The 20,245-nt window shown below is 44.8% G+C and carries 21 protein-coding genes and 1 tRNA gene; 9 read left to right on the forward strand and 13 right to left on the reverse strand.

Going from position 1 to position 20,245, the window contains the following annotated elements; translation table 11 throughout:
* Window positions 1-24: 24 nt before the first annotated feature.
* Window positions 25-1,086 carry a tRNA preQ1(34) S-adenosylmethionine ribosyltransferase-isomerase QueA gene (gene queA / locus EBI00_RS03300; protein WP_123094517.1) on the reverse strand — a complete coding sequence of 354 codons (1,062 nt, stop codon included), beginning with the start codon at window positions 1,084-1,086 and terminating at the stop codon, window positions 25-27.
* Window positions 1,087-1,244: 158 nt separating this feature from the next.
* Here queA and EBI00_RS03305 point away from each other — a divergent pair.
* Together EBI00_RS03305 and EBI00_RS03310 are read left to right on the forward strand one after the other, a co-directional pair.
* Window positions 1,245-1,329 (forward strand) — tRNA-Leu (locus EBI00_RS03305).
* 108 nt (window positions 1,330-1,437) lie between these two features.
* Window positions 1,438-1,635 (forward strand): DUF2986 domain-containing protein, encoded by a 198-nt coding sequence (locus tag EBI00_RS03310; protein ID WP_123094518.1) that lies wholly within the window; start codon window positions 1,438-1,440, stop codon window positions 1,633-1,635.
* Here EBI00_RS03310 and EBI00_RS03315 read toward each other — a convergent pair.
* Window positions 1,632-2,447 carry a helix-turn-helix transcriptional regulator gene (locus EBI00_RS03315; RefSeq protein ID WP_123094519.1) on the reverse strand — a complete coding sequence of 272 codons (816 nt, stop codon included), beginning with the start codon at window positions 2,445-2,447 and terminating at the stop codon, window positions 1,632-1,634. The two genes, EBI00_RS03310 and EBI00_RS03315, sit on opposite strands and share 4 nt — an antisense overlap.
* Before the next feature lie 227 nt (window positions 2,448-2,674).
* Between EBI00_RS03315 and EBI00_RS03320 the strand changes: the two genes are divergently transcribed.
* A complete protein-coding gene (locus tag EBI00_RS03320; protein ID WP_123094520.1) occupies window positions 2,675-4,078 on the forward strand; it encodes an aspartate ammonia-lyase in 1,404 nt (467 codons plus the stop codon).
* Window positions 4,075-5,112 carry an asparaginase gene (locus tag EBI00_RS03325; protein ID WP_123094521.1) on the forward strand — a complete coding sequence of 346 codons (1,038 nt, stop codon included), beginning with the start codon at window positions 4,075-4,077 and terminating at the stop codon, window positions 5,110-5,112. The genes EBI00_RS03320 and EBI00_RS03325 overlap by 4 nt, the downstream gene beginning before the upstream one ends.
* Window positions 5,113-5,162: 50 nt before the next feature.
* On the opposite strand, the gene EBI00_RS03330 is transcribed toward EBI00_RS03325, so the two are convergent.
* The 4 genes from EBI00_RS03330 to EBI00_RS03345 all read right to left on the reverse strand — a co-directional run bounded on the left by EBI00_RS03330 (window position 5,163) and on the right by EBI00_RS03345 (window position 7,249).
* The gene (locus tag EBI00_RS03330) at window positions 5,163-5,519 is read right to left on the reverse strand and encodes a VOC family protein (protein WP_123094522.1); all 357 of its coding nucleotides are present in this window, start codon (window positions 5,517-5,519) and stop codon (window positions 5,163-5,165) included.
* A gap of 7 nt (window positions 5,520-5,526) precedes the next feature.
* Window positions 5,527-6,414, reverse strand: a complete 888-nt coding sequence (locus tag EBI00_RS03335; protein WP_123094523.1) for a DMT family transporter — start codon at window positions 6,412-6,414, stop codon at window positions 5,527-5,529.
* Between the two features lie 111 nt (window positions 6,415-6,525).
* Window positions 6,526-6,723 (reverse strand): 2-hydroxymuconate tautomerase family protein, encoded by a 198-nt coding sequence (locus EBI00_RS03340; RefSeq protein WP_123094524.1) that lies wholly within the window; start codon window positions 6,721-6,723, stop codon window positions 6,526-6,528.
* 10 nt (window positions 6,724-6,733) lie between these two features.
* Complete coding sequence (locus tag EBI00_RS03345) at window positions 6,734-7,249, reverse strand: NADPH-dependent FMN reductase (protein WP_123094525.1); 516 nt, start codon at window positions 7,247-7,249, stop codon at window positions 6,734-6,736.
* Between the two features lie 88 nt (window positions 7,250-7,337).
* Here EBI00_RS03345 and EBI00_RS03350 point away from each other — a divergent pair, with 88 nt between their 5' ends.
* Window positions 7,338-7,805 (forward strand): GtrA family protein, encoded by a 468-nt coding sequence (locus tag EBI00_RS03350; RefSeq protein ID WP_123094526.1) that lies wholly within the window; start codon window positions 7,338-7,340, stop codon window positions 7,803-7,805.
* A gap of 22 nt (window positions 7,806-7,827) precedes the next feature.
* Here EBI00_RS03350 and EBI00_RS03355 read toward each other — a convergent pair whose 3' ends face one another.
* From EBI00_RS03355 to EBI00_RS03365, 3 genes are all read right to left on the reverse strand, one after another.
* Window positions 7,828-8,838 carry a pirin family protein gene (locus EBI00_RS03355; protein ID WP_123094527.1) on the reverse strand — a complete coding sequence of 337 codons (1,011 nt, stop codon included), beginning with the start codon at window positions 8,836-8,838 and terminating at the stop codon, window positions 7,828-7,830.
* Between the two features lie 129 nt (window positions 8,839-8,967).
* On the reverse strand, window positions 8,968-10,233 hold the full coding sequence (locus EBI00_RS03360) for a sensor histidine kinase (protein WP_123094528.1): 1,266 nt from the start codon (window positions 10,231-10,233) through the stop codon (window positions 8,968-8,970).
* A 2-nt stretch (window positions 10,234-10,235) separates the two neighbouring features.
* Window positions 10,236-10,910 (reverse strand): response regulator transcription factor, encoded by a 675-nt coding sequence (locus tag EBI00_RS03365; protein ID WP_123094529.1) that lies wholly within the window; start codon window positions 10,908-10,910, stop codon window positions 10,236-10,238.
* Between the two features lie 155 nt (window positions 10,911-11,065).
* Between EBI00_RS03365 and EBI00_RS03370 the strand changes: the two genes are divergently transcribed.
* A complete protein-coding gene (locus EBI00_RS03370; RefSeq protein ID WP_123094530.1) occupies window positions 11,066-12,091 on the forward strand; it encodes a glycosyltransferase family 2 protein in 1,026 nt (341 codons plus the stop codon).
* The gene (locus EBI00_RS03375; protein ID WP_123094531.1) at window positions 12,091-13,512 is read left to right on the forward strand and encodes an ArnT family glycosyltransferase; all 1,422 of its coding nucleotides are present in this window, start codon (window positions 12,091-12,093) and stop codon (window positions 13,510-13,512) included. Before EBI00_RS03370 ends, EBI00_RS03375 begins: the two co-directional genes overlap by 1 nt.
* 83 nt (window positions 13,513-13,595) lie before the next feature.
* On the opposite strand, the gene gbdR is transcribed toward EBI00_RS03375, so the two are convergent.
* Window positions 13,596-14,702, reverse strand: coding sequence for a choline metabolism transcriptional regulator GbdR (gbdR, locus tag EBI00_RS03380; RefSeq protein WP_123094532.1), 1,107 nt, complete (start codon window positions 14,700-14,702; stop codon window positions 13,596-13,598).
* 269 nt (window positions 14,703-14,971) lie between these two features.
* Window positions 14,972-16,099 (reverse strand): FAD-binding oxidoreductase, encoded by a 1,128-nt coding sequence (locus EBI00_RS03385; RefSeq protein WP_123094533.1) that lies wholly within the window; start codon window positions 16,097-16,099, stop codon window positions 14,972-14,974.
* A gap of 339 nt (window positions 16,100-16,438) precedes the next feature.
* Here EBI00_RS03385 and EBI00_RS03390 point away from each other — a divergent pair, with 339 nt between their 5' ends.
* Together EBI00_RS03390 and EBI00_RS03395 are read left to right on the forward strand one after the other, a co-directional pair.
* Window positions 16,439-17,737 carry an aromatic ring-hydroxylating oxygenase subunit alpha gene (locus EBI00_RS03390; protein ID WP_123094534.1) on the forward strand — a complete coding sequence of 433 codons (1,299 nt, stop codon included), beginning with the start codon at window positions 16,439-16,441 and terminating at the stop codon, window positions 17,735-17,737.
* 232 nt (window positions 17,738-17,969) lie between these two features.
* A complete protein-coding gene (locus EBI00_RS03395) occupies window positions 17,970-18,338 on the forward strand; it encodes a methionine-R-sulfoxide reductase (RefSeq protein ID WP_123094535.1) in 369 nt (122 codons plus the stop codon).
* A gap of 88 nt (window positions 18,339-18,426) precedes the next feature.
* Here the strand turns inward: EBI00_RS03395 and umuC are convergent, their stop codons facing one another.
* Together umuC and umuD are read right to left on the reverse strand one after the other, a co-directional pair.
* Window positions 18,427-19,710, reverse strand: a complete 1,284-nt coding sequence (umuC, locus tag EBI00_RS03400; RefSeq protein WP_123094536.1) for a translesion error-prone DNA polymerase V subunit UmuC — start codon at window positions 19,708-19,710, stop codon at window positions 18,427-18,429.
* Window positions 19,697-20,143, reverse strand: a complete 447-nt coding sequence (umuD, locus tag EBI00_RS03405) for a translesion error-prone DNA polymerase V autoproteolytic subunit (RefSeq protein ID WP_123094537.1) — start codon at window positions 20,141-20,143, stop codon at window positions 19,697-19,699. The genes umuC and umuD overlap by 14 nt, the downstream gene beginning before the upstream one ends.
* Window positions 20,144-20,245: the final 102 nt, after the last annotated feature.

Raw genomic sequence — 20,245 nt, forward strand, 5'->3', positions numbered from 1 at the left:
CTGGACGCTTATCAGACATACGTCTTATTCCTCACCTTGCGGGCCTTTAGCCTGCGCATTTCGTGTAATAAACATGGCATCACCATAACTAAAAAATCGATACTTTTGCTCTACGGCCACCTTGTAAGCCGCCATCACATGATCGTAACCCGCAAACGCACTAATCAGCATAATCAGCGTGGATTCTGGCAAATGAAAATTCGTCACCAAGGCATCCACGGTTTTAAACTCATATCCTGGATAAATAAAAATGCTGGTATCATCTTGCATCGGCGCTATTTCACCACTTTGGCTTGCCGACTCAAGACTGCGCACACTGGTCGTACCAACCGCAATCACTCGTCCGCCGCGCCCTTTCGTGGCTTTCACTTGCTCAACCACACTGGGCTCAACTTCCACATATTCCGCGTGCATGATGTGGTCTTTCACATTCTCAACCTTCATCGGCTGAAAAGTCCCAGCACCAACATGTAAGGTGACAAACGCTATTTCAACGCCTTTTGCTTTAAGCTTTTCCAACAAAATCTCATCGAAATGCAGGCCTGCCGTGGGTGCAGCGACCGCACCGGGCTTTTCATTATAAACCGTTTGATACCGTTCTTGATCACTGTCTTCATCAGGACGCTCGATGTAAGGCGGTAAAGGCATATGGCCAACCCGCGACAATATATCCAACACAGATTCATTAAAAGAAAGATGAAACAAAGCACCTGATCGCCCGATCATAGTGGCTTCGATCTCTTCTCCTTTATCCTGCCCAAGAAAGAGCTTGGCGCCTTCTTTTGGCGATTTACTGGCTCTAATATGGGCCAAAGCTTCCGTACTATTAATGACACGTTCAATCAGTATCTCTATTTTGCCACCTGACGCTTTTTGTCCAAAAACACGTGCCGCAATGACACGCGTATTATTGAACACCATCAAATCCCCTGGCTGCACCAAATCCAAAAGGTCAGGAAAGTGTCGATGCGCCACCTCACCGGAAGGCCCATCAAGATGCAACAACCGACTTGCGGTACGATCTGGCGTTGGGTAATGGGCAATTAGAGAATCTGGTAAATCAAAGTGATAGTCAGAAACGAGCATAAGTTAAAGCCACCTATTAAAATCAGCCCGGCATTCTAGCGAAAATCCCAGTAAAAAGGTACTTCCACAGGACGACATCTTAAAAAGATTAAAAAACATGGCTATTTAATATTGACTTATTTTCAAAAGGCCATAGAATACGCATCACCTTTTTCAAGGCCAGTATGGTGGAATTGGTAGACACGACGGATTCAAAATCCGTTGCCTTCGGGTGTGGCGGTTCGAGTCCGCCTACTGGTACCAACATGAAAGCCCTGATCTTTGATCAGGGCTTTTTTTGTTCTTTGAATGCCATGTTCCTCAAATGCCATTCTTGGGCAATCAACAAGTCAATTAGGAACAAAATTATTTATGAATCGCCGCAAAAAAATCAAAGACGTCTACGAAAAGCGTATGAAGCAAGCTAACCTAAAGGTTAATCCAAAAAAGGGAAAGCCTAAATACATTTCCAAAGCAGAACGCGCCAAAATGGAAGCTGAAGCAGCGGCTAACGCAAGCAATGACTCGACTTCAGAAACAACGGAAAATAACGAAACACAAGACACTTAGAACCGTGCCCTAAAATGCCAGTCACCTTCTTTCATATCATTTTTGATTGACTGGCAAATATCTTCATCTATAGCTCCACTGTCTAGCTCGTACAAACCACACTGTGCAATAGCTCGCTTTTTGTTGATTGTGGAACCTAAATATTCATAAACCACTCGCGTACAACAGGGCGCTCTTTCCCCACTGCCCGACACCCCCAAACGCAAGCCTGTCAAACGTTCAACTCGATTTCTAAAAGACGGATAAAGAATCGTTTGTGTCATTTCCACATGGGTCTGACACTCATAGTCCATCAAAAATAGCCGATCAGACAGCAGTTGCACGATACCGTTATACACCCCATGAAACGATTTCTTGCGATTACGTAGATTGAGCCGCTCAGTACGTCGATAGTAGGTCTTATCACCCTGCGATTCGATGTGCACCAAGGTTCTTAAAATTTTGCCTGGACACGCCATCGATAAGTAGTACTCAAAATAATAGCCACTGTATTTTGCCAACCCATGTTTGCCGGATTGGTTCAAGCGGTCAAACTCTTGCTGCTCTGGCGTCAAGGCTTTTACGTCTGCATTTTGGCGAACAGGGCGAGATTGCACCAACACAGCAAACTGACTATGAGGTAGCGCCATTTCCTCAGGCTCAACGCCGAAAAATTCGCTAATGCGGCGCAGAGTGCTATGAGTGGGCGCTGTCGTACCATTGAGATAGCGATTGAATTGCGCTCTATTCATACCCAAACGACGACAGACTTCGGCCACAGATTTATAAAAACTGCACAGCAATCGCAAATTCATCGAAAAATCTTGCCCCATAACTCGCCTCGTACACGCTCATGAAAATCTAACGCCAGTGTAAGCAATTAAACACAGAAAAAATACCACAAAAATGACGCTAGTTGATGCTAATAAAGCATCAACTAGCGTCTTTTAGCACCTTATTACGAACTGCTTTTTACCCCACTTTTTGTTTTAAATGAAAAACTCAATAACAACACAAACAGCACGTCATCACACCATGATGACACGTCAGGAAGCACATCATGAATACTCGCTCTGAATACGATTTACTTGGCAATATGGACGTTCCCGCTGACGCATTGTACGGTATACAGACATTGCGTGCCGCCCAGAACTTTTCCATTACCGGCGTTCCCATTTCACATTTTCCTGAATTAATCAAAGCCTTGGCGATGGTAAAAGCGGCCGCCGCTCGAACCAACCAAGAAATGAAATTGCTCACGCTAGAAAAAGCCGACGCGATTGTCTATGCCTGCCAAGATTTGATCCAAGGCCAATATCACGATCAATTCATTGTCGATGTCATCCAAGGTGGCGCCGGAACTTCCACCAACATGAACGCCAACGAAGTCATTGCCAACATTGCCCTTAGGAAATTGGGGCATGTGAAAGGCGAATACCAATACCTACACCCAAACGACGACGTCAACCGCTCACAATCCACCAACGACGCCTACCCAACGGCGGCTTGCTTAGGCATTCAATTTGCTGCCGACAACTTTGTTCCTAGCCTTGCGTCTCTAAAAGACGCCTTGGAAGCCAAAGCGCGTGAATTCGCACACATTGTCAAAATGGGTCGTACACAACTTCAAGACGCCGTTCCTATGACACTGGGCCAAGAATTCGACGCCTTTGCCGTCACCCTTGGTGAAGACATTGACCGCATCCGTGAAGCTTGCACACTGCTTTGCGAAGTCAACCTTGGTGGTACCGCAATCGGGACGGGCATTAACACACCAGAAGGATACGCCAAACTGGTGGTCGAAAAATTGGCCACCATTTCGACCAAGCCACTGGTACCTGCCAGCAACCTAGTGGAAGCCACATCCGACATGGGGGCGTTTGTGTTTTTCTCCGGCATATTAAAACGCCTTGCGATTAAATTAAGCAAAATGAGCAACGACTTACGCCTACTTTCAAGTGGACCACGCACAGGTTTGGGTGAAATTAACCTGCCACCTATGCAGCCAGGCTCCTCCATTATGCCAGGCAAGGTCAACCCAGTGATTCCAGAAGCGATGAACCAAACGGCTTATCAAGTTATCGCCTCTGATCTTGCGGTCACCTTGGCGGCGGAAGCCGGACAGCTACAATTAAACGCCATGGAACCCATGATCATTTACAACGTATTAAATTCGTTAAAAATGCTCAAAGAAGCCTGCCAGATGCTGGAAACTCGATGCATACGTGGCATCACCGCCAATGAAGCTGTCTGCGCAGGCCATGTAGAAAACAGCATCGGCATCATCACCGCACTGGTTCCCTATATTGGTTACGCCAATGCTTCCCGCATTGCTAACACCGCACTGCATACTGGCACTACCGTTAAAGCTCTGATCATAGAGGAAAACCTACTCACGGAAGAACAGGTCAATATTTTGCTCAGCCCACAATCCATGCTGTCTCCAAGTAAGGTGGTGATATGAACTCACAAGTACTGGTTTTGTACACGGGCGGAACTATTGGTATGGTGCAAACAGAGCAGGGCTTAACTCCTGCTTCTGGCTTACAAGAACGCATAGAAATGGCATTAGGAATCAGCCTAAATACCCTTCCCTCTTTTGAAGTGCTGGAAATATCGCCATTAATTGACAGTGCCAATATCACACCAAAACATTGGACAAAACTGATGGCCATTCTGGCAACCCATTGGCGAGATTATGATGGTTTTGTCATTCTGCATGGTACGGACACCATGGCGTATACGGCTTCTGCCTTGTCTTTCATGCTCGGTGCTTGCGCGAAAAATATCATACTCACAGGCTCACAAATCCCACTCGGCATGAATCGCAGTGACGCCACTGCTAATTTGCAAGCCGCATTATCCTTAGCGACTTCACACAGAATAGCCGATGTCAGCCTTGTTTTTGATGGCAAACTGATGCGCGGCAATCGCATCCAAAAAATCAGCAGCGGCCGATTTGAAGCTTTCCATACGCCAAACGATGATTTATTAGGAAAACTTGCCATCGACATCCAGTTGTACCCAGCCCGCATGCTTCAATGCCACAAAGACACTCCCAACAACAGGTTTGAGAACAAGCTGGTCAGTTTCATAGAAGGCGCTGTCGGTGTTATCACATTGCATCCGAGTCAGCCAACCGCTGTCTATCAAAGCCTTTTAGAAGACGATAACTGCAAAGCCATTGTTCTTCTCACATATGGTGCAGGCAATGTTCCTGATCAAAATCCAGCCTTTTTATCCTTCTTAACGGAAGCCATGTTGCGCAAGAAAAACATTGTAAATTTAACACAATGCCTACACGGTGGCGTCTCTCAAGGCGCTTATGCGGCAGGATCTATTTTATCGTCAATGAATGTATTAAGTGGCAGAGATATGACTTTAGAAGCGGCCTTCTGCAAACTTCATTGGCTGATTGCCACGGGCGAAAACTACTATGGCCTTTTAGAAAAATGGAATACCAATTATTGCGGTGAATTTACGCCTCAATCATACTAAGTATGCCTGTAAATGGTCTTTACACGACGCTGTGCAAAGGCCATTTATCTTTACTCGCTAGGCTCACTCCAAGCCGCCCATTCATTACCACACGGATCTAAAAAATGAAAACGACGACCGCCGGGGAAATCAAAAATTACTTGCTCAATTGTGCCTCCCGCCGCCTGCACTTTTTCAAATACAACCTCGAGTTCGTGGCTATACAAAATAATCAGAGCCGCGCCATTTTGTGGTCTTGAACAGAAGTTCGCCTGGAAGAAACCACCATCCAATCCTGCGTTCTCAAACGCTGAATATTCCGGACCATAATCTTTAAAGCCCCAACCAAACACTTGACTAAAAAAGTCTTTATTTAACGCTAAATCTCGCGCGGGCAATTCAACATAATTGATCTTATTGGATTCCATACTTCCCTCACTTAACCGTCGATGTCACCACTAAAATAACGCTGATCACAATCATAGCGCCACCAATCCACTGTTGCTTTGTTATTTTTTCGGCAAAGCGTACTTTCGAATAATATAGGGTGCCAATTATTTCAATTTGCCCTAAGGTTTTCACCAAAGCTGGATTAACCAAAGCAAACCCCGTAAACCAACCAATTGAGCCTAATGAACTTAACACACCGACTTTGCAACTTAGGGCAAACTCACGCCTGAACGGCGCTAAAATATCTTTGCTTTTATAAATCTGAATGCCACACAAGATAATTGACTGCAAAGCCAAAACATACCAAAGCGTGACACCCGCGCTCGTAATAATGGAACCAGATAAAGAATGACTGGCAATCGATGCTGTTACTGAGGTGATGGCAAAACATAAGCCACTAGCCACTCCTAACAACAGAGAGATATCTTTGTGGGCCTGTCTGATATTCTTCCATTTCACACTCATCACAACGGCTCCTAGCACGCCAAAAGCAATGCCGAGCCACGCTCCCATTGTCAACGTATAGTGCAATAAAGGTAGACCAATAAGTGCCGCTAAAACAGCTTCCGTTTTCGCTAACAAGGTTCCAATGGCAAAACTACCGGACTGAAAAGTTCGCAGCATAAAATACGTTGCCATGATCTGAGCAACAGCACAAATGCTGGCAGTAACAAAAAACGTTACACTTTGACTCACCGTCACCCAGTCAAATATTTGCCAGCAGACAAAAAGATACACACTAACTAGTGGCAAACCATACAAAGAACGCGACATAGTGGCATGTAAAAACCCTGTTTCACGCGCCAGAGTATTTTGATACGCCGTTCGAACTGACTGACAACCTGCAGCGAACAGAGTAATAAAGATCCACATGCCAACGCCTTATCTTACGATTTAAAAGCGCTAGCATGAGGTTAGAATAGGTATTTGTAAAAGGAATAAAACTTATAATTTGGATTCCTAATAGGAATTCGCTTACATTTTTTATTTCTTTCTCAACTCAGTGACTTGCTCGCCTGCAATTCCCCAGTTGTCGGTATTCACTTCATCAATCACTACAACGGTCGTCGCTGGATTTTTCCCTAGCACATCAACCAACAACTCCGTCGCGCCTTTAATAAGCGCTTGTTTTTGTTCCTTAGTCACACCTTCATCGGTAATTCGTATATTGACATAGGGCATAATGATTTCCTTACAGTTTGGCTACAAGCGCCGTTAATGACTGCTTCACAGACTCATTTATGATTTCACCGTCTTTCATAACATCATAAAAGCTAGGAACACTTAAGCTACCAACGACATTACCTTTAAAATACGACATACTATTTATCGCTTGAGTAAGCACACTGCTTGCTCCCCCTGGGCCTGGTGATGTGGATAGCACAACCATTGACTTATTCTGATAAACCGCCTTCTCAATACGAGATGCCCAATCAAAAATATTTTTATAAGCCGCAGAATATGAACCATTATGCTCAGCAAATGAAACGACGATAGCATCTGTTTGAGCAATAGCGTCCACAAAAGCTTGTGCTTGCGCTGGGACACCTAATTCTTTTTCTATGTTTTCACTAAAAATGGGCATTTCAAAATCATTAAGATCAAGAAGTGTTACTTCCGAGCCTTCAACAAGGTTAGCAGTGTAACTCGCCAACGCTTTATTAATAGACTGGCTGCTTGAACTAGCACCAAATGCAAGTATTTTCATATTCGATCCTTTAATTTCGTTAATATTAAAACGCTATGATAAAGATGATTTCATCTTTTTTTGATGTCCCACGACTTAGAATGCCACCATGAACTTAATTTTTAAACATACTTTTGTACGCTTTGCCATAGTAGGCGGTATTGGTTTTCTGGTCGACCTTGCCAGCATGCTGCTACTGTCCATTTGGTTACCGCACCTTGTCGCAAGAGGCATCGCTTTTTGGATCGCTGCCAGTTCAAACTGGTGGTGGAATCGCACCATTACTTTTAAAGGTACCAAAGTAGACGGCGTAAACCTTAGCATTAACAAAACTGACATAAGTAAAAACAAAAAAGCCGCCGCACTGCAATGGATGCAATTTCTCGGCGGCTCTGTTATTGCCTTTGTGCCTAATTGGGGCTGCTATCTACTATTAATGTCTCAACCACCACCAACATCCAACGCGACACTGATTCTTTTATGGCCTTATTTAGCCATGATCCCCGGCATTTTAATTGGCATGATGCTCAATTATTTTTTCTCACGCTTTTGGGTATTTTCTGCCGCTAAGCTGTAATCAGGCGTGTTTGTCAATTCAATCAAGCATTGGCTTGTTCCGCGCTATACTCAGCAAAACGCCCTTTCGATTTATCGTGTACTTGATCATGGCGTGGCCAAGGCCAACCACCAAATTGCGTACGCTGATAATCTTGAAACGCCTGCTGAAGCTCTGCACGTGTATTCATCACAAACGGCCCATGCTGTTCTACATGCTCACCGATTGGACGACCTTGCAACAATAAAAACCTGGCTTTTTTACCCTTATTGCGCAACACAACAGCCGAATCACTTTTCAAGACAAAGGCTTCATTAATAGACGCATTCGCACCATCTAGCGATACCTTTTCACCTTCAAAAAAGTACAAAGCTCTGCTCAGGTTCGCTCCTGCTGCGGGTAACGTCCATTCCCCATTTTCTGGTAAGTCGATTAACCAAATAGCCACGTCGTTGTTACTATCTGCTGCCCATGAATTTGGTGGACAAGGTGAAGGTTCGATCCGCTGGAAAGTCCCTGCTACCACCTTGACTTGCGTTTCTAAGCCATTACTGTCTGGCACATTAACCACAGGCGTGTCTTCATTCCAAAGCATGGTGAAATGCGGTGGAACCATTTTATTTTTACTGGGTAAATTCAGCCAGATTTGAAACAGCTCCAGAGGATTCACATCGTCTTGGTTTAGCAAAGGAAACATTTCAGAATGTTGCACACCTTCGCCTGCCGTCATCCATTGAGTATCCCCTTCACCATAGCGACCCGCTGCGCCCATAGAATCGGCATGATCAACAAAACCTTTGTTAACGATAGTCACCGTTTCAAAACCACGATGCGGATGGGCTGGAAAGCCTGGAATAGTTTTACCATGGTACATGCGCCAGCCATCAATGCCGCCAAAGTCTTGCCCTATTGGACGATTATTCAACGGCGCATCAGGCCCCATAGCAGCGTTGGCCTTGGGGTAAGTATCATTATGAAATGCACAAAATAAAAAGGGATCAAATGTGGGCCAAAACATTTGCAGCGGTATACGTTTTAAAATGGATGAGCTCATGTTGTTTCTCCATCAAGCAATAATGTAACGAATACATCTATAGTATCATCTACCAAGTCGATTGTTTTATACTGATATCGGTTTCAAAAGATCGATATTTTAGATAAAAATACAGTAAAGCCGCTCAGATTATGATGTCGTTGGAAAAACCACTTTCGCCGTACATCCTACTTGCCCAACATTGTCCGCCAGTGAGAACGAGCAATGGTACTTAGCACATATATCCCGCACTATCATTAAACCCAAACCGTAACTTTCACCACCCGGCTTACCGCTTAAACCACAGCCCGTGTCCACAATGGCAATTTCATTATCCGCTACCAAAATATTCACATGACCCTCTTCAGTACAAGCCATAGCATTTTTTATCAAATTCCCCACTAAAATATGTAAGGTTGGAATCGGCAACTTGGTCACCACCTTTCCCGTTTCAATAAAATCAACCGCTACCGATTTGTCCAAAAGATAACCTAAATGCGTTTGCCGAATGCTCTCGTACTCACTGGATTGCACGACACGCGACGCAATCGCGTCTAAATCTTCATCTCGGGTCAGGGACAACAGCGTGGTGATATAATCTTCCATCTCTTGACATGCTTGTACCATGCGCACTCTTTGCCGCTCTAGAAACACCTTAGAATCGGATTTACCCAACAAGGTGGTAGCGCCCTTCATCACCATGAGAGGCGTACGTAATTCATGACTCGCATAACGATTAAATGCTCTCTCACGTTCGATCAGATCTTTGATTTGATCTTGATAACTGTTTAATCGATCCACTAAATGACGAATCTCTCTCGTCGCCGCCCCTTCAGGTAATTCTATAGCCGATAAATTCGCTGGTGTTTTTTCACCCAAACTTTTAGACAACTGAGCAAGAGGTTTCGTTAAACGATCCGAGATCCGCATTACCACCCACAAACTTACAATCAACAGCAACAAAGACAAAATCAACTGGGTACTTTGCGTTTCAAACATTTGCTCTTCGGAGATTTCATAAATCTCATCATAGTGAATGACATAAATATCTTTTAACTCACCATTTAATGTCACTTCAGAACGCATTGAAAAAACTTCCAACATCGTATCTGGGCCTTCATCTAACTCATAAGGTTTATCGTTGGTCATGCTAGGATTTAACTCAACCCACATGGGCAAATTCTCTTTACCAACATAAACGTCAGAAAAAGGCGGAACAGCCACATGCTTCTGCTGAGTACCGTTCAACAAAGACACCGCGGTATTTCTGTCCTTGAGCATGCGATTTTCAGCGTAAATCATTTCTATATTTTCAATCATTGAAGTAAACATAGAAAAGTGAAAAGCAATAATAGCGAACGCCACAATAGAGAAATATGTAAAGGTTAATTGCTTAGCCGTTTTAATGTGTTTCATTCTTAATCTTCTGCCACAAGACGATAACCCACTTTAGAAACCGTACGCAAATAGGCATGCTCAAATGGTCGATCAATTAAGCTGCGTAATTGATAAATATGACTACGCAACACCTTGCTGTCTGGCTCTTCATCGCCCCATAACGCATCGCACACCTCTTCTTTAGACACCACATCGGGCGCTTTTTGAATCAAGCATTTTAAAATCGTGTACTGAGAGGGATTTAAGGAATAACGACTGCCTTCTCGCTGTAATATCCTTGTCCTCATATCCAATGATAAATGACCAAAGGTCAGCATCTTATTTGCCACACTACCTTTACGCCTTCGAACCAGAGCCTGCAATCGAGAATCAAGAATCTCCAAATCAAAAGGCTTAATCAAATAATCGTCGGCTAAATGCTCAAAACCAGACAGAATATCGTCTTTCGTATCACGCGCCGTCAGCATCAGGATCGGTGTATCAATCCCCGCTTCGCGCAACGATTTGCAGACGGTTAAACCATCCATTTTGGGCAACATAACGTCTAAAATAATCGCATCATAATGCTCCGTTTTTGCCAACTCATACCCTTGCAGGCCATTGCTCGCATAATCCAACACATAATTTTTGATTTCAAAATAATCAAAAATAACGCCAGCAATGTCTTTATGGTCTTCCACTAACAATAATTTCATCGTTATCTCAACAATCCAAAATGCCAATATAAAAAGAGTGGCCTAATAAAGGCCTATTGTCACATAAAAGCATGAAAAAAAAGTGAATCACCTTTTTGCGACAAGACAGTGAGTAGGATGAGCTCAAGAACCTTTTCCTGAGCAGGAGAGCCGCCATGAAAGCCATCCAATACAAACACTATGCAAACGTTAAACAGGCCGCAAAAGAACCCAAAGTCAAAGCCCAGCCTTTCGTATCCGTGATTATTCCCTTTCTAAACGAAGCGGATGTCTTGGCCGTATGCCACCAACGCGTCTGTGACGCTCTTTCTTCACTCCAGCAGCCTTGTGAAATCGTCTATGTTGACGACGGTAGCACCGACGCCAGCTGGGCATTAGTCAGCCAGTTGAAACATCCTTTACATCAAGTACGCAGCTTACGCCTAAGCCGAAATTTTGGCAAAGAAGCGGCGATGAGTGCGGGTATGAAAATCGCTGAAGGACGCGCTATCATTTTATTGGATGCCGATTTACAAGACCCACCAGAATACATCCCAGAAATGGTAAAAGCGTGGCAAGATGGCGCCCAAGTGGTCGAGATGCAACGCCGTGAACGCCACGGTGAAAGCTGGGTTAAACGCACCACGGCTCATTGCTTCTATCGTTTTATGTCAAAAATAAGTGACCACCCAATAACCGAAAATGTTGGCGACTTTCGCTTGATGGATCGAAAAGTCGTGCAAGTCATCAACACTTTGCCAGAAAGAACGCGCTTTATGAAAGGTTTGCTGGCTTGGCCTGGTTTTACTCGTAAAATACTCACCTTTGACCGCGATCCTCGCTTAGCAGGTAATACCAAATGGAATTACCCAAAACTCATCCATTTAGCGCTGGAAGGGATCACCTCGTTTAGTACCAAACCCTTACGCTGGGCGACCATGGCAGGTCTGACAACATCGGCCATCGCGTTTATCATGGCATTGGTTATTCTTAGCAAAACCCTCGTCTGGGGCGATCCAGTGGCAGGTTATCCATCCACTATTCTTGTCGTATTATTTTTAGGCGGCATTCAGCTTTTATCCATTGGTGTACTTGGGGAATACGTTGGCCGATTATTCATTGAATCCAAACAACGCCCCTTGTTTGTACTTATGGAAAACACCCTAACCAAACCAACTCTTCACTCTGTGGACGCTGAATAATGCAAAAACCAATGCTCTCTCTCCCTTCTGCAAAAATGCTGCTTATCTTACTGATCAGCACATTGACATTGCGCTTGCTGTCACTTGCTCTGTACCCATTAATGGACACCACCGAAGCACGCTATGGTGAAATGGCACGTATCATGTTTGAAACGGGCAATTGGGTCACCCCCATGTTTGACTACGACGTGCCCTTTTGGGGAAAACCCCCTCTTTTTACTTGGCTCAGCAGCCTAGGTTTCAGTCTATTTGGTATAAATGAATTTGCGGCACGTGTACCACACCTTCTCGTTGGAATAGGGGTTATCGGCTTAGTGTACAAACTCGGCAAAGACCATTTTCAGTCCACCGCCATGGGTATTTTTAGTGCGAGTATTTTGGCCTCGACTGTCTCATTCATTGTCTTAAGTGGCGCGGTCATGACAGATACCGCTCTGACTTTTTCGATCGCACTCAGCATGGTCAGCTTCTGGCAAGCATGGAACAACAAAGGCAAGGTCTGGGGCTATTTATTCTTTGTCGGTCTGGCCTTAGGCATGCTGTCAAAAGGCCCATTGGCGCTGGTATTAATTGGTATCAGCCTAAGCGTATGGTTATTTCCCAATGCGCGCTGGAAAAAACTATGGCGCACGCTACCTTGGGGTGTGGGCACACTGCTCTTTCTGCTCATCTGCATGCCTTGGTACATTGTTGCAGAATACAAAACACCGGGGTTTTTAGACTATTTCATCATTGGCGAGCATATTAAACGTTTTATCGTCAGCGGCTGGCAAGGCGATCTTTATGGCAGCGCACACGAAAGAACACGCGGTACAATTTGGGTATACGCTTTAATTTCTATGCTGCCATGGAGTCCATTGGTTATTTGGCAGTGGATTCGCTCGATCAAAGACGACAAAGACGTGGAAGAAAGCCCAGATGGCTTTGGTAGCTTCTTGCTGATGTGGATGCTATCGCCGATGATTCTATTCAGTTTCTCGGGTAATATTTTAGCCAGCTACGTGATGCCAGCTTTGCCAGCAACCGCGCTATTAGTTGTGCATTTGCACCACCAGAAGCCGCTCGCCAACTGGATCTACAAAGTAGGGTTTATAACGCCTATTTTACTGATTATTCTCATCAGTGTTCTGCATTTTGATTGGGTTGAAAAACGTTCCGAAGACAGAATATTAGCCGTCTGGAAACAACAACCTGAAGCCACACAAAGCGATTTATTCTACTTGCATAAACGCCCATTCTCGGCACAATACTATTCGGCCGGTAAAGCCAAACAACGCTCTACAGACTTAGATTCTTGGCTACCATCACAACACAAGCCATTTTTCATCGTACAAGGCAGCAAGGAGCATACTGTCTATGTGAACTGGTCATGTGAAGAGCGAAACACAACAGGCAAAAAGAGCCTGATATATTGTAAATAAGATCTCTAAACAAACTGTCTTTCGAACGTTCGAAAAAAAGGAGCCCTTCATACGGCTCCTTTTTAGTGTGCTAAAACCAAATGCTATACAGCAACCGATCCATAACTGGGCTCACTGTGTGAATGATTTAACGCATCTTGCGCATGGGCAATGTACATAATAGCCGCCCCTTTTTCTTCAAGTAACGACTCCACCACTTCACCTTTCCAAGCAATTTTTCGCTCATCGCGAGGTGACACGCCAATGTGTTTGCGATAGCAGCGGCTAAAATGCGGCGTCGAAATAAAACCACAGGCCATGGAAATTTCCACAATCGACATGTTCGACTGTTTTAATAATTTGCGCGCTCTTTCAAGTCTTAAACGCAAATAATAGCGGGAAGGAGAACAATCTAAATGACGATGGAACATTCGCTCGATTTGACGGCGGGACACATCCACAAAAGTGGCTAATTCGTCTAGCTCAATGGGTTCTTCTAAGTTGTTTTCCATCAACTCAATCACATCCACCAACTTAGGCGTACACATACCCACACTATTAAATTGGCGCATTGGCATACGTTGCTGATCAGATTCACTGCGGATACGATCACAAATAAACATATCAGAGATGGCATTCGATAATTTAGGGCCGTGCTGCTTGGTCATCATGTTCAAAAACATGTCCATCGGCGCGCTGCCACCAGAAGACGTAAGACGGTCCTTGTCGATGGAGAACAACTTATTATTGCAATTTACCTTCGGAAATGCTTCTTGCAACGCCGTGAGACATTCCCAGTGCACACTGCATTGGTAGCCATTCAATAACCCTGCGTAAGCAAGCACATAAGCGCCTGTACAAATACCGGCTAACTTAATTCCTTTACGTGACTGCTTTGTCAACCAAGAAACCTGCTTGGCATTAAACGCTCGTGTAATATCAACACCACCAGCCACAACAATAAGATCGAACTCGGCTTTATCTTCCATGGACACATCTGGTGTCAATACTAGGCCGTCACTGGCGGTGACAGGCTGACCTGTTTCTGAAATTAAGGTCCAACTGTACAGCTCTTCTGCCGAGAGTTGATTGGCCATACGTAATGGCTCTATCGAAGAGGCCAGTGCAATCATAGTAAAATGATCCAACAACAAGAAACCCACTCTCGTCTTATTCCTTGCATCAAACATCGTCGCTGAGTTATCCGCCATACATTCATCCTCGTTTACATACTTTAACTAACACAGCAAGACTTAGGCCAAGTCCTAAACTTCTGTCAGCAGCACTTATTTTTATTTTTAAAGGAAATCCAACACGCCCATTTGCACGATAAAAACTAATATAGTGCTATTTCATTTAATACGCTTCCGTTTTTTTACTCGCTTATCGACGAAAAAACCACCTCGACGAACCAATTTAAATCACAACGCTTCGTTATTGCGCACTACCGCCATCACAGCGACCGCTGACTAGAAAATAATTAGAATTCAATAACCACATCTGTTTTTGGTACGGTACAACAAGACAACACATAACCGGCCTCCACATCGTCGTCGGTAATCCCACCATTATGGTCCATCTGAGTTTCTCCCCCCTTCACCAGTACCTTACAGGTACCACAAATCCCCATGCCACAGGCCTTGGGTATCATCAAATCCAACCTAGCGGCGGCATTATGAAGCGTTTCTCCTGCCATAATCTGGATACTCTTACCGGAGCCAGAAAATTCCACTCGCAATAAATCGGTCTGATCAAAAGCCTCGGCCTCAGCCTGAGCCACTTCCGCCTGCTCTATTGCCTCTTCAACAACCTCGACGGGCGTCGCACCAAATGACTCCTCATGATACCGCTTCATGTCAAAACCTCTTGCTTGTAGTAAGGTTTTCACAGCGTTCATATAAGGAGCAGGGCCACAACAATAGATTTCGCGCTCCATAAAGTCGGGAGAAATCATGTCCAACTTGGCCGCATCCAAATAGCCACGATAGCCTTGCCACGGCAAGCCGTTTTCCATGCGTTCAACAATCAGATACAAACCAAAATTATCCAAACGCGCGGCCATATGATCTAACTCGCGAGAATAAATCACATCACGAGGTGAACGCGCACTATGAATAAAAGTCACATCCACATCCGCATTGGTATCAAACCACCAGCGTGCCATCGACATGACCGGCGTAATGCCGACTCCGCCAGACAATAGCAATACCTTATCCGCTGGAAAATCAATACAGTTGAACTGTCCAACAGGGCCATGTACAGCCAACTCATCCCCCACTGACATATTGTCGTGCAACCAATTCGACACCTCGCCACCCGGCACTCGCTTCACCGTAATCGAGAAACTGTAAGGTACAGACGGAGAGCTTGAAATCGTATAAGAACGCATAACCTGCTTGCCTTCTATCTCCAGCTCTAACGTCACAAATTGACCTGGCTTAAAGAAGAACATCACCGGCTGCTGAGCCATAAAGCAAAAGGTTTTAACGTCCCATGTTTCATGAATGATCTTCACACAACGAACATTGTGACGTCCGTTAACCCACGTTTGTGTATTGACGGGTGCTAAATAATCGGCTGTAGCGGAGGCGTTGGAAAAGTTGGCCATAGTAATCTCTCTCGTTTAAATGTCGCGTTGCACCGGTAATACATTGTTCCTGTAATACACTGCTCCTGTAATACACTTCTATACCGTTAAATGGGTAATAGAAGGCACCGTTTGAGCGCATTTTGGATCCAGTTGGCTATTCCAAATTACCTCTGCGCGACAAATACTTGCTCATGCCAGTCAACGCCAGTAAACACAGGGTCTTACGGGTCGATTTAAATACCATCTGATGTCGTGAATAGGCATTTCTTTCGCACCCAGTTAGGCGACTATAACCTTGCAATTTATCGCCACTGTTAAACAGTCCATCAATCTTTTTGTCATGTAAGGCCCAGAAAGATGAATCAACACGACCTATTAAATGTACGTCATGCTTCCGTTAATGAAGCGAAAATCGCCATGTCTGAAACCCTCGAAAAACGCGCCAGTAATTACTCACTTGACGCCGCTCTCTACAACGACCCACACATGTTTCGAATTGACATGGAAGAAATCTTTCAAAAAGAGTGGCTTTTTGTTGGTATGAGCAGTGAAATCCCCAAAAAAGGCGACTACTTCACGGTCGAGATTGGGCAAAATCCTGTGCTTATTTTGCGTGACGCCGATGGCAACATTAACGCGTTTCACAATACCTGTCGGCACCGTGGCTCAGTTATTTGCACCCAACATAGAGGCAAAGTCGCCAATCTCGTCTGCCCTTATCATCAGTGGACTTACGACCTAAAAGGCAACCTACTGTTTGCAGGCACCGAAATGGGCCAAGAGTTTGATACAAAGCAACACGGGTTAAAAGCAGCCCATTGCAAAACCGCGGGTGGGTTTATTTTTATCTGTTTGGCTGAAACCGCGCCAGACGACGAGTTTCATGACTTTTTATCCACTCTCAATGACTACATGGAACCCTACGACGTAGAAAATACCAAGCTGGCAGTTGAATCAACCATGATTGAAAAAGCCAATTGGAAACTGGTCATTGAAAATAACCGCGAATGCTATCACTGTGCGGGAAGTCACCCAGAACTACTCAATACCCTACTTGAATGGGACGATACCGAAGACCCAAGAGCACCGCAGGACTTTTTAGATCACTACAACGCCCAAGCCGCTCAATGGGATAAAGAAGGCATTCCTCATAAGCTAAAAAGCTTTGGCGCAGTGCAACGCAATCGAATCGTGCGTATGCCGCTTAAAAAAGGCACACAAGTCATGACTATCGACGGATCAGCGGCGTCTATCAAAACCTTGGGACGCATTCAAAATCGTGAACTTGGCTCAATGCGCATCCTGCATTTGCCTAACTCTTGGAATCACATGCAATCGGATCATTTTGTGGTGTTTCGTGTATTGCCGGTTTCAGCGCAAGAAAGCATAGTGACGACAAAGTGGTTTGTGCACAAAGACGCTGTCGAAGGCGTGGATTATGATCCAGAAAAACTGCGTCGAGTTTGGGATGCTACCAATGAGCAAGACAAAATACTTGGGGAACGCAATCAGCGTGGCGTGAACTCCATTGGTTATCAGCCAGGCCCCTACTCCAATACGTTTGAATTTGGCGTGATAAACTTTTTGAACTGGTACTCCAACACCACTCGCAACAATTTATCTTCAAACAATTTATCTTCAAACAATTTATCTTAAAACACTCTATCCTCAAGATAGTCTCACTCAACCTGCGGTGAAAAGTGGCCCATCAAGCGCCCTTTTCACCGCATTTTTTTGAGCTTATAGGCAACTTAATAACGTATAAACAGTCAATACCTTAGGCAAACAGCATTGTACCGCCATCATTATCGTTAATATGGCACACAGTACCATCTTAGTTTGTCTTGCTGTATCGTCATGTCACATCACATAACGTAAGAGAGTCTATATGAACAAACCCTACAACACGCTCACACCATTTGAAGCTAATGTGATCATACATAAAGGCACAGAACGCCCCTTTACCGGTGAATACACAGACACCATGGAAGGCGGCTTATATGTTTGCCGCCAATGCGACAGCCCCCTTTATACTTCAGAGCATAAATTTTTATCTCATTGTGGTTGGCCAAGTTTTGATGACGAAATCCCCAATGCGGTAAAACGCGTACCCGATGCCGATGGTCGACGCATCGAAATCGTCTGTGCCAACTGTGAAGGCCATCTTGGTCATGTTTTTGAAGGTGAAAGACTCACAGAAAACAACATACGCCACTGTGTCAATTCCATCTCAATGAAGTTTCTCCCTAACGACTGAACCAAGCAACGCACAAAACCTGTTCATATTGCAGTGCCATATTATAGTGGCACTGCGTTATAACACGGATAGATCACAATAGAATCATTCAGTAGACTTTTGGCAAATCATCCCACTTAGTCGTGTAAGCTGGCGATAAATGTTCTCGTTTCATTGACCACTGTGGCGACACGCCTTGTGAGGCAAAAAAAACCTGGCCAATGCCACTGCGGTTGATCTTATCCATGACACTCATTAAGGCTTTTGAATTGGCTTTCGTATTATCGACGCATAGGAAGTCTTGCTGAAACGTCCCCTGTTCATAAAAATCCGCAAGCATGACACCCGCCTTGGCATAACGGTAGCCAGCACGATACAAGCGATGAAAAATGACCTCAGCGACCGCTAATAAGTCTCGTGTATCATTGGTTGGATTCGGCAGCTCCACAGTAAGCGACTTTGAATACTGTGGTTCGTTTGGGATAAAGGGACTGGTACGAATAAACACACTGACCACGCGACAAAAACGCTGTTCGCCACGTAACTTCTCAGCGGCACGGGTCATATATTTGGCAATGGCTTCACGCAATTCACGCTTATCTGTAACTTTATGGCCAAATGATCGACTGCAAATGATCTGCTGTTTGGTAGGCCTAACCAATTCTAAATCCAAACACGACACGCCATTCAACTCTCGAATCGTTCGCTCCATCACCACAGAAAACTCACTGCGCATCACTTTAGCGTTCGCGTTTGCCAAATCCCATGCCGTATGAATCCCCTTTGCTTTGAGCTTTGCTGTCGTTCGACGACCAACGCCCCACACATCACTCACATCCACCAAAGCCAATAAGCGTTTTTGCCTATCTGGATTCATCAAATCCACCACAGCCCCCGTTGCGGGGTATTTTTTCGCCGCATGATTCGCCAACTTCGCCAAGGTTTTAGTGGGCGCAATACCGACTCCGACTGTGATGCCTGTCCATTTATCGATCTTTGCTTTTACTCGTTGAGCAAACGCCAGCAAATCTGCCACATGCTCGACACCGGTTAGATCCATAAAGGCTTCATCAATAGAATATATCTCAAGCCGCGGCGCCTCCTCTTCTAACGTCATCATCACCCTATTCGACATATCAGCATACAAGGCATAATTCGACGAGAAACACACAACACCGTGTTTTTTTAGCGTGTCCTGAACCTGAAAAACAGGTACGCCCATTTTAATACCCAGCGCTTTTGCCTCTTTAGAACGCGCAACGATACAGCCATCATTGTTAGACAACACCACCACAGGCGTGTGCTTTAGATCAGGCCGAAACAACTTCTCGCAACTCGCGTAAAAATTATTGCAATCCACCAAAGCAAAAACCGTATTCTTAGCCGCGCTCATATTTGCGAACCACACCCGTGACCACACCGAAAATTTCCAAACCCGACTCCTCGGTAATATGAATCGCCTTATAGGCTTTATTCTTCGGCCGCAGCAATACATTAGGGTTCAACTCTAACGTTTTCACTGTCATTTCCCCATGGATACAAGCAATGACAATATCCCCGTGTCGAGCCGTTAACGAACGGTCTACCACCAAAACATCACCCGAATAAATTCCAACATCAATCATCGAATCACCCTGAGCCCGCACATAAAACGTCGCATTAGGATGCGCCACACAAAACTCATTCAAATCCAACGATTTCTCAACAAAATCCTGGGCAGGCGAAGGAAACCCCGCCGACACAGAATCCACATAAAGCGGGATTCGCACACTGTTGGCCGCAATAAACGCCGCCGACTCAGACACACCAAGATACGTCACACGCATAATCAACACCAATTACTGTATGGATATACAGTATAATTTCAAATCATAGAAAAGGCCAAGTGAATTTTTGAAAGAAGGTACTCAACGCAATACAGAAGCACT

This window comes from Marinomonas hwangdonensis (assembly GCF_003721245.1).
Classification (GTDB): domain Bacteria; phylum Pseudomonadota; class Gammaproteobacteria; order Pseudomonadales; family Marinomonadaceae; genus Marinomonas; species Marinomonas hwangdonensis.

Bases quoted from the DNA above. Each gene is read 5' to 3' on its own strand.
- queA (WP_123094517.1), bottom strand. From the start codon at position 1,086: ATGCTCGTTTCTGACTATCACTTTGATTTACCAGATTCTCTAATTGCC.
- EBI00_RS03310 (WP_123094518.1), top strand. From the start codon at position 1,438: ATGAATCGCCGCAAAAAAATCAAAGACGTCTACGAAAAGCGTATGAAG.
- EBI00_RS03315 (WP_123094519.1), bottom strand. From the start codon at position 2,447: ATGGGGCAAGATTTTTCGATGAATTTGCGATTGCTGTGCAGTTTTTAT.
- EBI00_RS03320 (WP_123094520.1), top strand. From the start codon at position 2,675: ATGAATACTCGCTCTGAATACGATTTACTTGGCAATATGGACGTTCCC.
- EBI00_RS03325 (WP_123094521.1), top strand. From the start codon at position 4,075: ATGAACTCACAAGTACTGGTTTTGTACACGGGCGGAACTATTGGTATG.
- EBI00_RS03330 (WP_123094522.1), bottom strand. From the start codon at position 5,519: ATGGAATCCAATAAGATCAATTATGTTGAATTGCCCGCGCGAGATTTA.
- EBI00_RS03335 (WP_123094523.1), bottom strand. From the start codon at position 6,414: ATGTGGATCTTTATTACTCTGTTCGCTGCAGGTTGTCAGTCAGTTCGA.
- EBI00_RS03340 (WP_123094524.1), bottom strand. From the start codon at position 6,723: ATGCCCTATGTCAATATACGAATTACCGATGAAGGTGTGACTAAGGAA.
- EBI00_RS03345 (WP_123094525.1), bottom strand. From the start codon at position 7,249: ATGAAAATACTTGCATTTGGTGCTAGTTCAAGCAGCCAGTCTATTAAT.
- EBI00_RS03350 (WP_123094526.1), top strand. From the start codon at position 7,338: ATGAACTTAATTTTTAAACATACTTTTGTACGCTTTGCCATAGTAGGC.
- EBI00_RS03355 (WP_123094527.1), bottom strand. From the start codon at position 8,838: ATGAGCTCATCCATTTTAAAACGTATACCGCTGCAAATGTTTTGGCCC.
- EBI00_RS03360 (WP_123094528.1), bottom strand. From the start codon at position 10,233: ATGAAACACATTAAAACGGCTAAGCAATTAACCTTTACATATTTCTCT.
- EBI00_RS03365 (WP_123094529.1), bottom strand. From the start codon at position 10,910: ATGAAATTATTGTTAGTGGAAGACCATAAAGACATTGCTGGCGTTATT.
- EBI00_RS03370 (WP_123094530.1), top strand. From the start codon at position 11,066: ATGAAAGCCATCCAATACAAACACTATGCAAACGTTAAACAGGCCGCA.
- EBI00_RS03375 (WP_123094531.1), top strand. From the start codon at position 12,091: ATGCAAAAACCAATGCTCTCTCTCCCTTCTGCAAAAATGCTGCTTATC.
- gbdR (WP_123094532.1), bottom strand. From the start codon at position 14,702: ATGGCGGATAACTCAGCGACGATGTTTGATGCAAGGAATAAGACGAGA.
- EBI00_RS03385 (WP_123094533.1), bottom strand. From the start codon at position 16,099: ATGGCCAACTTTTCCAACGCCTCCGCTACAGCCGATTATTTAGCACCC.
- EBI00_RS03390 (WP_123094534.1), top strand. From the start codon at position 16,439: ATGAATCAACACGACCTATTAAATGTACGTCATGCTTCCGTTAATGAA.
- EBI00_RS03395 (WP_123094535.1), top strand. From the start codon at position 17,970: ATGAACAAACCCTACAACACGCTCACACCATTTGAAGCTAATGTGATC.
- umuC (WP_123094536.1), bottom strand. From the start codon at position 19,710: ATGAGCGCGGCTAAGAATACGGTTTTTGCTTTGGTGGATTGCAATAAT.
- umuD (WP_123094537.1), bottom strand. From the start codon at position 20,143: ATGCGTGTGACGTATCTTGGTGTGTCTGAGTCGGCGGCGTTTATTGCG.